We start from the raw sequence: 12,673 nt of genomic DNA, 5'->3' as shown, positions 1-12,673 counted from the left end.
TACCGATGGAATTATCCTCACTGACCGCCGTTTCCCCCGTTGATGGACGCTACGGTGATAAAGTCAGCGCACTGCGCCCCATTTTCAGCGAATACGGTCTGCTGAAATTCCGCGTACAGGTTGAAGTACGTTGGCTGCAAAAACTGGCGGCCTGCGCAGAAATCAAGGAAGTTCCCGCTTTTGACGCCGACGCAAACGCTTTCCTCGACAAAATCGTCGCGGAATTCAATGAAGAAGACGCTCAGCGCATCAAAACCATCGAGCGCACCACCAACCACGACGTGAAAGCGGTCGAGTATTTCCTGAAGGAAAAAGTGGCGGCGGTGCCTGCGCTGCACGCGGTGTCCGAATTCATCCACTTCGCCTGCACCTCCGAAGACATCAACAACCTGTCGCACGCGCTGATGCTGCAAAGCGCCCGTCAGGACGTGGTGCTGCCTTACTGGCGCAAGATCATCGACGCGCTGAAAGGGCTGGCGCTGGAATACCGCGATATCCCGCTGCTGTCGCGCACCCACGGCCAGCCGGCGACCCCGTCGACCGTCGGTAAAGAGTTCGCCAACGTGGCTTACCGCATGGAGCGCCAGTACCGTCAGCTGGAGCGCGTGGAGATCATGGGTAAAATCAACGGCGCGGTCGGCAACTATAACGCCCACATCGTCGCTTACCCGGAAGTGGACTGGCACCAGTTCAGCGAGGCGTTCGTGACCTCGCTCGGCATCACCTGGAACCCGTACACCACCCAGATCGAGCCGCATGACTACATCGCCGAGCTGTTCGACTGCGTAGCGCGTTTCAACACCATCCTGATCGACTTCGACCGCGACATCTGGGGCTACATCGCCCTGAACCACTTCAAGCAGAAGACCATCGCCGGCGAAATCGGCTCTTCCACCATGCCGCACAAGGTCAACCCGATCGACTTCGAAAACTCCGAAGGCAACCTGGGCCTGGCCAACGCCGTGCTGGGCCACCTGGCGGGCAAACTGCCGGTGTCCCGCTGGCAGCGCGACCTGACCGACTCCACCGTGCTGCGTAACCTGGGCGTGGGCCTGGGCTACGCGCTGATCGCCTATCAGGCCACCCTGAAAGGCATCAGCAAGCTGGAAGTGAACCAGGCGCACCTGCTGGACGAACTGGATCACAACTGGGAAGTGCTGGCCGAACCGATCCAGACCGTGATGCGCCGCTACGGCATCGAGAAGCCTTACGAGAAGCTGAAAGAGCTGACCCGCGGCAAGCGCGTGGACGCTGCCGGCATGCAGGCGTTCATCGATGGCCTGGCGCTGCCGGAAGAAGAGAAAACCCGTCTGAAGGCGATGACCCCGGCCAACTACATCGGCCGCGCCACCACCATGGTCGACGAGCTGAAGTAAGCGCTTTAGCCTGACAACGACAAGGCGGCCCTCGGGCCGCCTTTTTCTTTGCTATTCGCCGCGCAACACCTGCAGCCTGGCTATCTGCCGCCCCTGCGCATCGAAGTTGTCCGCGCTCAGCCAGCGCGCCAGCGCCTGCCGCACCGCAGGCCAGCGATCGGCGGTGATGGCGAACCAGTCGGTATCCCGGCTGCGCCCCTTGACGATCACCGCGAAGCGGAAGTTACCCTCGTAGCGAAAACCGAAGCGCAGCGCGGCCTGGCGCGACGGCGCATTATGGCTGTCGCACTTCCACTCGCAGCGGCGGTAACCCAGCGTGTCGAAGGCGTAACGCAGCAGCAGCGCGATGGCTTCGGTGGCGCTGGAGCGCTGTTTCATCAACGGCGACCAGCTGACGTGGCCGATCTCCAGCACGCCGTTGGCCTCGTCGATGCGCATCAGCGCCACCGTGCCCACCGGCGCGTCGCTGGCGGCGTCGAACACCGTCAGATTGACCAGCGCCGGGTTGGCCTGCAGCGTCTCCAGATGTTGCAGCATCGCCGCCGGCGTATCGGGCCGTTCGATAGACAGATAGGTCCAGTCGCGGCCGTCCGGCGCCAGTTGAAACGCCTCGAACAGCGCAGCGTAATCCCGCTGCGGCTCGAGCGGCGCCAGCGAGCAGAAACGCCCGCCGAGCGTCGCGCCGCCCGGGCGGCGAGCCGGCTGCCAATCCGGCATCGGTTCCCCGACCGGCTGACCATAACGATTCATTGCCATAAACGCCCTCCTGCGATTAACGGGAATAAACGATAAACGAGCTTCTTCTGCCGATTTTGTCGTACAGCGAGCGCGCCGGCGCGTTGTACTCCTGGGTCATCCAGTAGACCCGATCGCTGCCGCGCGTCTCTGCCAAACGGTATGCCTGTTCGAACAGCTTTTCCGACACCTTGTGGCCGCGCGCCTGCGGCGACACATAGAGATCTTCGATATAACAATAGCCGACCGCGCTCCAGGTGGACGGGTGGAACACCAGGTTCATCAGCCCCAGCAGCCGGCCCTCGGCATCCTCTGCCACCAGCCCGTACACCTGTTCATCCTGCCCCAGGCGTTCGAAGGTGCGATCGGTCACCTGCGGCGCCACGTCGGCGCGGTAAAAATCGAGATAGCCCTGCCACAGCGCCAGCCATTGCGCTTTGTCGTCGCCATTGATTCTGCGGATAGTCACTTCAGGGTTGGATAGGTTCATAGCGCCTCACGGAGTAAGATATTATTTCCATTAGGGAAATAATCGGATAGCGGCAGAATACACCGCGCGGCGGCGGTGCAATACGGACCAATCAAAAACGCAGAGCAGACCAATTTTAACCGTCGCCTGCCACCGGCAGCACGCTGAACACCTGCGCCAGCGTCGTGATAAAGCGCACGATCTCATCCGGCGTATAGGCCGAGAAGCCGAGCACCAACGCCCCGCGCTGCGGCGTGCCGGTGTAGAAGTCCGCCAGGCCGTACAGCCGAATCCCCCGTTCGGCGGCGGCCGCCACCAGCCGCCGCTCCGTCGCCGCATCCGCCAACGGGCAAACCAGCTGCAGCCCGCCCTGCGGCAGCGCCGGGCGCGTCCAGGCCGCCAGGTGACGATGCACCGCGTCGTACAGCGCGTCCAGCCGCGCCTTGTACAGCGTGCGCATATTACGCAGATGCTCGGCGTAGCCGCCCTCGTGCAGGAAGTGGAACAGCGTCATCTGCGCCAGCGCCGACGTGTAGCCGTCCTGAAACTGCCTGGCGGCGACCAATGGCCGCACCAGCTGCGGCGGCGCGATCATGAAACCGATGCGCAGCCCCGGAAACAGCGTCTTGCTGAAGGTGCCGAGGTACAGCGTGCGCCCGCCGCCGTCCAACCCCTGCAGCGCCGCCTTGGTTTGCCGGTCGTAGTTGAACTCGGCGTCGTAATCATCTTCGATGATCCAGGCTCGCTGCCGCTGCGCCCACTGCAACAGCGCCAGCCGCCGATCGAGGCTCAGCGAATACCCCAGCGGATAGTGATGGGACGGCGTGATATAAACGCCCCGTCCGCCGCCCGAGGCCTGCATCAGCTGCCCGACATCCAGCCCCTGCCCGTCGATGCCGATCGGCCGCGCCTGCAGCCCCGCCGACTGCACCAGCTTTTTCGCCCCCTGGTAACCCGGCTCTTCGACGAACACCGCATCGCCGGGATCGAACAGCACCTGGGTACACAGCGCCAGCGCCTGCTGAGAGCTGGTCACTACGATCACCTGCTCCGCCGTCGCCTTGACGCCCCGCTCCCGCTGCAGGTAGTGCGCGATCTCCGCGCGCAGCTCCGGCAACCCTTGCGGATCGGCATACCCCAACAGCCGCTCGCCGTGCTGCCGCAGCGCCTGCTTCTCCCGCTGCAGCCACTGGTCGATGGGAAACGCCCGCAGATCCGCCAGCGAAGGCGTCAGCGAAGCCTGGCGGCTGGTGTGCGGCGTATGGCTGACCGCCAGCAACGCCCGGCCGCGGTCGCTCAGCTCGCGCTCCGCCAGCCGCGCTTCTTGCTCCGTCGCCGTCGCCAGCAGTTCGCGGCCGAGCAGCGTGTCGCAGCGATAGCGCACAAAGCTGCCGCGCCCCACCGTTCGGCTGATGAACCCTTCCGCCTCCAGCCGAGCGTAGGTCTGTTCCACCGTGTCGCGCGCCACCGCCAGCCGGGCCGCCAATGCACGGCTTGGCGGCAGCTTCGTCCGCCAGGGCAGTTCTCCGGCGGCAATCAGTTGCAACAGGGCCTGATGCAGCGCAGAACGCCGGGTCAGGCCTTGCCGGCGCTGCTGCGCGAAGGCGGACAGGATCGCCGCGTCGTCCGCGTGTCTTGGGATGTCGCTCATGGGGGGATTTCTCCTGGCTCTGGGGCCGATGCACTACTCTACCTCATTTCACCCCGGCGGCGGCGGCAGTTGCACTGCCCGGCGAAATCCCCTTAAATAAGCCATCGCATTGCGGCTACAGGACTTCCGTCGGCTATGAGCAAGGAGACCAACCAGCGTCTGCTGGACAAACTGCAGCAGGATCTGGCCAGTGCGGGCGCGATGCCGCTGTATTTGCGCTTCAACGCCTCGGTGCGCCAGGCCATCGAACAGGGGTTGCTGAATTCGGGGGATTTTTTGCCCAGCGAGCGCCTGTTCACCGAACGGCTCGGCATCTCACGCATTACGGTGCGCAAAGCGCTGGCCTGCCTCGAGCAGGACGGTATCATCGGCCGTTCGCGCGGTTACGGCACCTTTATCCAACCGCAACGGCCCGAGCCGAAGCTGTTCTATTCATTGGCAGACGTCAAAGGATTCTCGCGCGAGGTGATACAGCAAGGGCGCCGGCCGGACACTCAATGGATCAGCCGCGAACGGATGGCCGCCGGCGCTGAGCTGGCTGAAAAGCTCCAGCTGGCGGCCGGTACGCCGATCTACAAACTCAAACGCATTCACTTGATCGATCGGCGGCCAATGTCAGTGGCGGTGTCCTACGTGGTGGTGACGGCAATTGCCAACGTCGACGAGATCGGCATTTCGCTGTACGACTACTTCCGGCGCAATAAGGTTGAGATGGGATCGCTGCGCAGCCAGGTCAGCGCGGCGATGGCCGACGACGATATCCGTCAGGCGCTGCGGCTCTCGGAACCGATGCCGCTGCTGATCGTGCGCCAGACGCTGTTCGACCACCATAAAAAGCCGATCGAATACAGCGAAAGCTTCTGCCGCAGCGACATGTACGAATTTACCAGCGAAAGCTGATCCGTTGCGTCACGCGGTCGCTTACGCCTCGCCCTGTTGGCGGCGGCGAAAACGCGCGAACGCCCGAACGTAAGCCTCGATATCCAGCGGATTCACCCGTTTTAACTCCGCCAGCAACCCAGGTTCGATCGCTTCTGCGCCGTGCAGCGCGCCGCAAATCGCGGTGGCCATCGCGCCGATGGTGTCGGTGTCGCCGCCCAGGTTAGCGCACAGCACGGCGCACCGGGTAGGATCGGTTTGCGACAGCTGCACCATCGCCAGCGCCGCGGGCACCGACTCGATGGTGCTCACCCCGGCGCCGATCAGCTGATACACCCGTTCGGAGGCCTGCTCGGTGTCAGCGGCTTCATCCACCACCTGAAACGCCAGTTCGATGCGCGCCGCCAGCGAAGGGCTGAACGTCGTCTCTTGCCGGCGCTGGGCATACTCCGCCACCTCCGGCAACGCCAGGCGAATCGAGGCCCAGTCCGCCCCCTCCACCGCCCGCGCGACGGCCCAGGCGATCGCCACGGCACCGGCGACGGCGATGTCGGATTTGTGCGTCGGGCTGGAAGCCAGCCACACCTGCTGGCAGAAATCCTCCAGCGGCGCGGAAGGCAGCACGCAGCCCAAAGGCGAAATGCGCATCGCCGCACCGTTGGTGATGCCGTTGTTTTCCAACTCGGCGATCGGCGTGCCCGCTTTCTGCTCGCTCAGCGCCAGTTTGGAACTGGGGCCGAGAATGTTCTTGTTGAAAGCGTCAAAACCGTCCACCCAGCGGATCACGTTGCGGGCAATCAGTTCCGGCACCACCTCGCCTTCTGCTTCCAGCAACGCATCGGCCAACGCCAATGCCATCGCGGTATCGTCGGTATATTGCCCGGCCTTGAAGTAGCAGGCGGCGGTGTTCTCCTTCGGCCCATCGAGAAAACCGTCTATCCAGCCGAAGTGGCGCTTAACCCGCTCGCGCGGCCACAGCTCGGCAGGCATGCCGAGCGCGTCGCCCAGCATCTGTCCGTAAAGTGCGCCCGCTATGCGTTCTGCCTGGGTTAACTGCTTCATCCGTCGCTCCTGAAAAGTGTGCCGATACATCAATAATACCTTATTAGTACCTTTAAAGCTTTTCAAGCGATCCGATTCACCCTTCCGCCTGCCGGCAATGCCCACCGCGTTTAAGGTGCGTTTAACGTTGCCCCGCCGCTGTTTATCCGACGTTTATCAGAGCTTGCCGATAATGTCGGCGAACAAATTGATAACGCTTATTTTAATACATTGCTTCGGCTCTCTTGCAGGCCGAGCGGGTTATACCTACCATAACCTCAGCATTTTTTGCCAAAATGGTTCAGGTGGCCGCGTTATCCCCTGACACGCCGCAGAGCGTGTTCCCTTTTATCGCGTGGGTGACAGGACGTTCACCCGCATAGTCACAGGAGTTCGCCATGCGAGTACTGGTTGTTGAAGATAATGGTTTGCTGCGCCACCACCTTTCCGTTCAGATGCGCGAGATGGGCCATCAGGTCGACGCGGCCGAAGACGCCAAGGAAGCCGATTACTTCCTGCAGGAACACGCGCCGGATATCGCCATCGTCGATCTCGGCCTGCCGGGTGAAGACGGCCTGAGCCTGATCCGCCGCTGGCGCGCACACCAGACCAAGCTGCCGATCCTGGTGCTGACCGCCCGTGAAAGCTGGCAGGACAAAGTGGCGGTGCTGGAAGCCGGCGCCGACGACTATGTCACCAAGCCGTTCCACCTGGAAGAAGTGATCGCCCGCATGCAGGCGCTGATGCGCCGCAACAGCGGCCTGGCTTCGCAGGTGATCGTGCTGCCGCCGTTCCAGATCGATCTGTCGCGCCGCGAACTGAGCGTTAACGATCGGCAAATCAAGCTGACCGCTTTTGAATACACCATCATCGAAACCCTGATCCGCAACGCCGGCAAGGTGGTGAGCAAGGATTCGTTGATGCTGCAACTCTACCCGGACGCCGAACTGCGCGAAAGCCACACCATCGACGTGCTGATGGGCCGCTTGCGTAAAAAGGTGCAGGCGGAATACCCGCATGAAGTGATCACCACGGTACGTGGCCAGGGCTATCGTTTTGACGCGAAGTGAACATGATGTTCAACAAGAATAAAAAACCGTTTTCGCTGCGCGCTCGCTTCCTGATGGCGACCGCCGGGGTGATCCTGGCGCTGTCGCTCTCTTACGGTTTGGTGGCGGTCGTCGGCTACATCGTCAGCTTCGACAAGACCGCCTTCCGCCTGCTGCGCGGCGAGAGCAACCTGTTCTTCAGCCTGGCGCAGTGGAAAGACAACAAGCTCACCATCGCCATTCCCCCCGATATCGATCTCAACTTCCCGACGCTGGTGTTTATCTACGACGATAAAGGCAACCTGCTGTGGAGCCAGCGCAAAGTGCCTGAACTGGAGAAGCTGATCAACAAGGAGTGGCTGGAGGAGTCCGGCTTCTACGAAATCGACACCGACACCCGCGTCAGTAGCGAAGTGCTGGGGGACAACCCCAAAGCGCAAAACCAGCTGAAAGATTACGACGATACCGATCAGAACGCGTTGACCCACTCGGTGGCGGTCAACACCTATGCCGCCACGCCTCGGCTGCCGGCGCTGACCATCGTGGTGGTCGACAGCATTCCGCAGGAGCTGCAGCGATCCGACGTAGTGTGGGAGTGGTTCAGCTACGTGCTGTTGGCCAACCTGCTGCTGGTGGTGCCGCTGCTGTGGCTAGCGGCCTACTGGAGCCTGCGGCCGATCAAGGCGCTGGTCACTCAGGTGGGCGAGCTGGAGAACGGCGAGCGCGATCAGCTCGACGAAAATCCGCCCAGCGAGCTGCGCGGGCTGGTGCGCAATCTGAACATTCTGGTGCGCAACGAGCGCCAGCGTTACACCAAGTATCGCACCACCCTGTCAGATCTGACCCACAGCCTGAAAACACCCCTGGCGGTGCTGCAAAGTACCCTGCGTTCACTGCGCAGCGGTAAACAGACCACGATCGAAGAAGCCGAGCCGATCATGCTGGATCAGATCGGGCGCATCTCACAGCAGATCGGTTACTACCTGCACCGGGCCAGCATCAACTCCGGCCAGACGGTGCTGACGCGCGAGATCCACTCGGTGCCGGCGCTGCTCGACAGCCTGGTGGTGGCGCTGAACAAGGTTTATCAGCGCAAAGGGGTGGTGATCACGCTGGACATCTCGCCGGAGGTGACCTTTATGGGCGAGAAGAACGACTTTATGGAAGTGATGGGTAACGTGTTGGAAAACGCCTGCAAATACTGCCTGGAGTTCGTTGAGATCACCTCGCTGCACTCCGAGAAAAACCTCACCATCGTCATCGACGACGACGGCCCGGGGATCCCGGAAAGCAAGCGCCAGCTGATCTTCCAGCGCGGCCAGCGGGTGGATACCCTGCGCCCCGGCCAGGGCCTGGGTTTGTCGGTGGCGGCGGAGATCATCGAGCAGTACGACGGCGAAATCGTCATCAGCGACAGCCCGCTCGGCGGCGCGCGCATGCAGGTCACCTTCGCCCGCCAGCACGACACCCACCACAACGAGTAAATTATGCCTCTGCGGCCCCGATCCACGGGGCCAAACTTCCGTTATAATCGCACTCAGGCTCACTCCTCTCTCCTGGAATAGAACATGGATTATCAATTAGACCTGGACTGGAACGATTTTTTGCAACGTTATTGGCAAAAGCGTCCGGTGATTCTGAAGCGCGGCTTCAAAAACTTTATCGATCCGATCTCCCCGGATGAGCTGGCCGGGCTGGCGATGGAAAACGAAGTGGACAGCCGCCTGGTCAGCCACCAGGACGGCCGTTGGCAGGTTGCGCACGGCCCCTTCGAGAGCTTCGACCACCTGAGCGAAAACAACTGGTCGCTGCTGGTGCAGGCGGTGGACCACTGGCATGAGCCTTCCGCAGCGCTGATGCGCCCGTTCCGCCAGCTGCCGGACTGGCGGATGGATGACCTGATGATCTCCTTCTCGGTACCGGGCGGCGGCGTCGGCCCGCACCTCGATCAGTACGACGTGTTCATCATTCAGGGCACCGGCCGCCGCCGCTGGTGCGTCGGGGAAAAAACGCCGCTGAAACAGCACTGCCCGCATCCGGATCTGCTGCAGGTAGAGCCGTTCGACGCCATCATCGACGAAGAGATGGAGCCGGGCGACATTCTCTACATTCCGCCGGGCTTCCCGCACGAAGGCTACGCGCTGGAAAACGCGCTCAACTACTCGGTGGGCTTCCGCGCGCCGAACGGCCGTGAGCTGGTGAGCGGCTTCGCCGACTACGTGCTGGCGCGCGAGCTGGGCAGCAAGCGCTACGGCGATCCGGACGTTAAACTGCGCGAACACCCGGCGGAGATCCTGCCGCAGGAAGTGGACGCCTTACGGCAGATGATGCTGGATCTGGTGCAACAGCCGGAACACTTCCAGCACTGGTTCGGCGAGTTCATCTCCCAGTCGCGCCACGAGCTGGATCTGGCGCCGCCGGAGCCACCATATCAGGCCGGGGAAATCTACGAGCTGCTGCAACAGGGTGAAGCGCTGCAGCGCCTGGGTGGGTTGCGCGTGCTGCGCGTCGGCGATCGCTGCTTCGTCAACGGCGAGCTGATCGACACCGACCAGCTGCCGGCCGCAGACGCCCTGTGCCAAAACTTCAGCGTCGACGCCGCCCTGCTCGGCGACGCGGTGGACGATCCGTCGTTCCTGGCGCTGCTGACCGCGCTGGTCAACAGCGGGTATTGGTACTTTAACGACTGATTGCCGTCACGCGAACAAGCCACCCTGCCGGGTGGCTTTTTTTTATGCCTGCCGCGCCTGCGCGCGGTAATCCGCCAGTTCCTCCGCCGCCATGCCCGCCTGCTCCGCCGCCGCGCCAATCTGCCGCCAGGTATTGGCATCGATCGGGATCCCCTGCTCCAGCCGAGCCACGCGGTTGGCCTCTTCCCACTCTCCCGGGACGGCGATCGGCTGTTCGCCGCTCGGCGGCGAAGCTTTCACCCAGCCGATAAAGGCTTCGGCTTCGGCCTGCATTTGCGGGGCGTCGAAGGCCTGAGGATCGAGGATCAGGGTCGTCATGCAGTTGAAAATGGCGTCGCTGTCGGCTTTCAGCGTGGCGTCGTGGGTGGTGCGGCCGCCGGAGAGCGCGCCGCCGAGGATTTCGCACATCGCCGCCAGCGCATAGCCTTTGTGCAAGCCGAACGGCAGCAGCGAACCGAACGGCGCTTCGTGCATCACTTTCGGTTCGGTGGTCGGCTGCCCGTGTTCGTCGATCAGATAGCCCGGCGCCACCGACAGCCCTTTGTTATAGGCCACCCGGGTCTTGCCGAAGGCGATGCCGCTGGTGGCAAAATCCAACAGCAGCGGCGTGCGGCCCGGCCGCGGGAAAATGGCGCAGAACGGGTTGGTGCCGAAGCGACGATCGCTGCCGCCGAACGGCGCCACCATCGGATCGCCCACCACGTTGACGAAGTGAATCGAAATGAAACCGGCGCGGGCACACTGCTCCGCCCAATGGCCGATACGGCCGATATGGTGCGCATTGTGCAGCGCTACCGCCGCCAGGCCCAGCTTGCCGGCGCGTTCAATGCCCAGCGCCATTGCTTCGCTGGCCACCACCTGACCGAAACCGCGCGCACCGTCGAGCGTCAGCACCGCGCCGGCGTCGCGCACCACTTCGGCATGCTGATTGAGCTGTAATTGCCCCTGCGCCAACGACGCCATGTAGCTGGGGATCATGCCGACGCCGTGCGAGTCGTGCCCGGCCAGATTGGCCTGCACCAGATGATCGGCCACCAGTTCGGCTTCACGCGCCGTGCTGCCGGCCTGGCGCCAAATCGCCTGAACGAACTGCGCCAAATGCGGGCTGGCGATACGGTATTCGGTGCTCATCATGCGGTCCTTATGCGTGGGAAATGGGCTTCCACACTATGAGCAACGCCTTGTTACGGCAAGCGATTATGCCGATCGCAAGCGTCTTGTTTACCGCGCACGCTCGGCGGCCAGCGCCGCGATGCGCATGATCACCGCCACCGCTTGTTCCATGCCTTCCAGGGTCACGAATTCGTGCTTGCCATGGTAGTTGTAGCCGCCGGTGAACAGGTTCGGGCACGGCAGGCCGCGGAACGACAGCTGCGCGCCGTCGGTGCCGCCGCGGATCGGCTTCATCACCGGTTCGATGTCGCAGTCGCGCATCGCCTGCTGCGCCAGCGCAATCACATGCGGGTGCTCCGCCACCTGTTCGCGCATGTTGTAATAGCTGTCTTCGATGCTCACTTCGATATAGCAATCGCGCGGCAAGCCTTTGCCGACCTCGCGGGCGATGTCCACCATCTTGCGCTTGCGCGCTTCAAACCCCTCGCGCTCGAAGTCACGCAGGATATAGTGCATTTCGGCGCGCTCTACGCTGCCCTTGATGCTGCTGAGGTGATAAAAGCCCTGGTAGCCTTCGGTGGTCTCCGGCGCTTCGTCCGCCGGCAGCGCCTGATGAATGCGGGTGGCCAGCGACAGCGCGTTGACCATCACGCCCTTGGCGCTGCCGGGGTGCACGCTGTTGCCGAGGATTTTGATCGTCACCGAGGCGGCGTTGAAGTTCTCGCACTCGAGCTCGCCGACGCCGCCGCCGTCCACGGTGTAAGCCCATTCGGCATTGAAGGCCGCCACGTCGAACAGCTGCGCCCCCTTGCCCACCTCCTCGTCCGGGGTGAAGGCCACGCGGATGTCGCCGTGCGGGATTTTGCGCGCGCGCAGGCGCACCATGGCGGTGAGGATCTCGGCGATGCCGGCCTTGTCGTCGGCGCCCAGCAGCGTTTTGCCGTCGGTGGTGATCAGGGTCTGCCCCAGCATCTGGTGCAGGATCGGGAACATCACCGGCGACAGCACTTCATCGCCGATGCCGAGCGCAATGTCGCCGCCGCGATAGTTCTCGACGATCTGCGGATTGACGTGTTTGCCGCTGAAATCCGGCGAGGTATCCAGATGGGCGATAAAACCGACCGCCGGCACCGGCCAGGCGACGTTGCCCGGCCAGGTGCCCATCACGCAGCCGTGTTCGCTGAGCGACACCCGCTCGAAGCCGAGCGCGATCATTTCCTGCTGCAACGCGCGCGCCAGCTTCAACTGCCCGTCGGTGCTCGGCACATGCTTTACGTTCGCTTTGGACTGGGTGTCGAAAGAGACGTAGTTGAAAAAGCGGTCAAGTAATTTGTCCATGGTAGCGGCCCCTCAGAATATCGCGTTTCATTATGCGGAACCGATCAGGATCAAATATTGCGTCAGGTCATTTTTAACCAGAATTCGCCAATATCATTAATCTTTGTGATGATTTCTGAGGGTAATAACACTGTCATCACAGGGTCATTTGTCGCTATCATGATGAAAAACACGGCATCTGGGCCGGATCGGCTTTCAATTCCGGCATTCAGCGTCTATCATGCGCGCTCGAAAAATTTCCATTGGCGCAACTGGTTTGAGCTTCATTTGAACAGCGGGCATTCCGCAAGCTCCGGCAGTCTTTTCCAGTTGCGGTTCTATCTGCATTAGCC

The 12,673-nt window shown here is 62.4% G+C and carries 12 protein-coding genes; 6 read left to right on the top strand and 6 right to left on the bottom strand.

The genetic code is table 11. The features are described 5' to 3' along the window. Positions 1-5: 5 nt before the first annotated feature. A complete protein-coding gene (gene purB / locus ACJ8HT_RS11980; RefSeq protein ID WP_033638215.1) occupies positions 6-1,376 on the top strand; it encodes an adenylosuccinate lyase in 1,371 nt (456 codons plus the stop codon). Between the two features lie 51 nt (positions 1,377-1,427). Here purB and ACJ8HT_RS11975 read toward each other — a convergent pair whose 3' ends face one another. From ACJ8HT_RS11975 to pdxR, 3 genes are all read right to left on the bottom strand, one after another. Further along, entirely contained in the window at positions 1,428-2,132 is a 705-nt protein-coding gene (locus ACJ8HT_RS11975; RefSeq protein ID WP_049273793.1) for a GNAT family N-acetyltransferase, read from the bottom strand. Between the two features lie 16 nt (positions 2,133-2,148). Then, positions 2,149-2,601, bottom strand: a complete 453-nt coding sequence (locus ACJ8HT_RS11970) for a GNAT family N-acetyltransferase (RefSeq protein WP_049202749.1) — start codon at positions 2,599-2,601, stop codon at positions 2,149-2,151. A gap of 115 nt (positions 2,602-2,716) precedes the next feature. Next, entirely contained in the window at positions 2,717-4,231 is a 1,515-nt protein-coding gene (gene pdxR / locus ACJ8HT_RS11965) for a MocR-like pyridoxine biosynthesis transcription factor PdxR (protein WP_197651953.1), read from the bottom strand. Positions 4,232-4,366: 135 nt separating this feature from the next. Between pdxR and ACJ8HT_RS11960 the strand changes: the two genes are divergently transcribed. Next, on the top strand, positions 4,367-5,131 hold the full coding sequence (locus ACJ8HT_RS11960; protein ID WP_194572122.1) for a GntR family transcriptional regulator: 765 nt from the start codon (positions 4,367-4,369) through the stop codon (positions 5,129-5,131). Positions 5,132-5,152: 21 nt separating this feature from the next. Here ACJ8HT_RS11960 and ACJ8HT_RS11955 read toward each other — a convergent pair whose 3' ends face one another. Then, positions 5,153-6,172, bottom strand: coding sequence for an ADP-ribosylglycohydrolase family protein (locus ACJ8HT_RS11955; protein ID WP_197651954.1), 1,020 nt, complete (start codon positions 6,170-6,172; stop codon positions 5,153-5,155). A 377-nt stretch (positions 6,173-6,549) separates the two neighbouring features. Between ACJ8HT_RS11955 and phoP the strand changes: the two genes are divergently transcribed. The 3 genes from phoP to ACJ8HT_RS11940 all read left to right on the top strand — a co-directional run bounded on the left by phoP (position 6,550) and on the right by ACJ8HT_RS11940 (position 9,890). Then, entirely contained in the window at positions 6,550-7,221 is a 672-nt protein-coding gene (gene phoP, locus ACJ8HT_RS11950) for a two-component system response regulator PhoP (RefSeq protein ID WP_025302513.1), read from the top strand. Positions 7,222-7,226: 5 nt separating this feature from the next. Then, the gene (phoQ, locus tag ACJ8HT_RS11945; RefSeq protein ID WP_060440708.1) at positions 7,227-8,684 is read left to right on the top strand and encodes a two-component system sensor histidine kinase PhoQ; all 1,458 of its coding nucleotides are present in this window, start codon (positions 7,227-7,229) and stop codon (positions 8,682-8,684) included. Positions 8,685-8,768: 84 nt separating this feature from the next. Then, entirely contained in the window at positions 8,769-9,890 is a 1,122-nt protein-coding gene (locus tag ACJ8HT_RS11940) for a ribosomal protein uL16 3-hydroxylase (RefSeq protein WP_197651955.1), read from the top strand. Positions 9,891-9,932: 42 nt separating this feature from the next. Here ACJ8HT_RS11940 and ACJ8HT_RS11935 read toward each other — a convergent pair whose 3' ends face one another. Both ACJ8HT_RS11935 and pepT read right to left on the bottom strand, forming a co-directional pair. Further along, a complete protein-coding gene (locus ACJ8HT_RS11935) occupies positions 9,933-11,021 on the bottom strand; it encodes a malate/lactate/ureidoglycolate dehydrogenase (RefSeq protein ID WP_197652340.1) in 1,089 nt (362 codons plus the stop codon). 90 nt (positions 11,022-11,111) lie between these two features. Next, on the bottom strand, positions 11,112-12,341 hold the full coding sequence (gene pepT / locus ACJ8HT_RS11930; RefSeq protein ID WP_004941154.1) for a peptidase T: 1,230 nt from the start codon (positions 12,339-12,341) through the stop codon (positions 11,112-11,114). 57 nt (positions 12,342-12,398) lie between these two features. Between pepT and ACJ8HT_RS11925 the strand changes: the two genes are divergently transcribed. Beyond that, positions 12,399-12,671, top strand: coding sequence for a hypothetical protein (locus ACJ8HT_RS11925; protein ID WP_194572125.1), 273 nt, complete (start codon positions 12,399-12,401; stop codon positions 12,669-12,671). Positions 12,672-12,673 lie beyond the last annotated feature (2 nt).

The organism is Serratia sp. CY44782 (assembly GCF_052168715.1).
In the GTDB taxonomy this organism is placed as follows: Bacteria; Pseudomonadota; Gammaproteobacteria; order Enterobacterales; family Enterobacteriaceae; genus Serratia; species Serratia nevei.
The sequence above is the reverse complement of the archived record's forward strand: the minus strand, read 5'-3'. Positions and strand labels throughout refer to the sequence as shown.

Bases quoted from the DNA above. Each gene is read 5' to 3' on its own strand.
- purB (WP_033638215.1), top strand. From the start codon at position 6: ATGGAATTATCCTCACTGACCGCCGTTTCCCCCGTTGATGGACGCTAC.
- ACJ8HT_RS11975 (WP_049273793.1), bottom strand. From the start codon at position 2,132: ATGGCAATGAATCGTTATGGTCAGCCGGTCGGGGAACCGATGCCGGAT.
- ACJ8HT_RS11970 (WP_049202749.1), bottom strand. From the start codon at position 2,601: ATGAACCTATCCAACCCTGAAGTGACTATCCGCAGAATCAATGGCGAC.
- pdxR (WP_197651953.1), bottom strand. From the start codon at position 4,231: ATGAGCGACATCCCAAGACACGCGGACGACGCGGCGATCCTGTCCGCC.
- ACJ8HT_RS11960 (WP_194572122.1), top strand. From the start codon at position 4,367: ATGAGCAAGGAGACCAACCAGCGTCTGCTGGACAAACTGCAGCAGGAT.
- ACJ8HT_RS11955 (WP_197651954.1), bottom strand. From the start codon at position 6,172: ATGAAGCAGTTAACCCAGGCAGAACGCATAGCGGGCGCACTTTACGGA.
- phoP (WP_025302513.1), top strand. From the start codon at position 6,550: ATGCGAGTACTGGTTGTTGAAGATAATGGTTTGCTGCGCCACCACCTT.
- phoQ (WP_060440708.1), top strand. From the start codon at position 7,227: ATGTTCAACAAGAATAAAAAACCGTTTTCGCTGCGCGCTCGCTTCCTG.
- ACJ8HT_RS11940 (WP_197651955.1), top strand. From the start codon at position 8,769: ATGGATTATCAATTAGACCTGGACTGGAACGATTTTTTGCAACGTTAT.
- ACJ8HT_RS11935 (WP_197652340.1), bottom strand. From the start codon at position 11,021: ATGAGCACCGAATACCGTATCGCCAGCCCGCATTTGGCGCAGTTCGTT.
- pepT (WP_004941154.1), bottom strand. From the start codon at position 12,341: ATGGACAAATTACTTGACCGCTTTTTCAACTACGTCTCTTTCGACACC.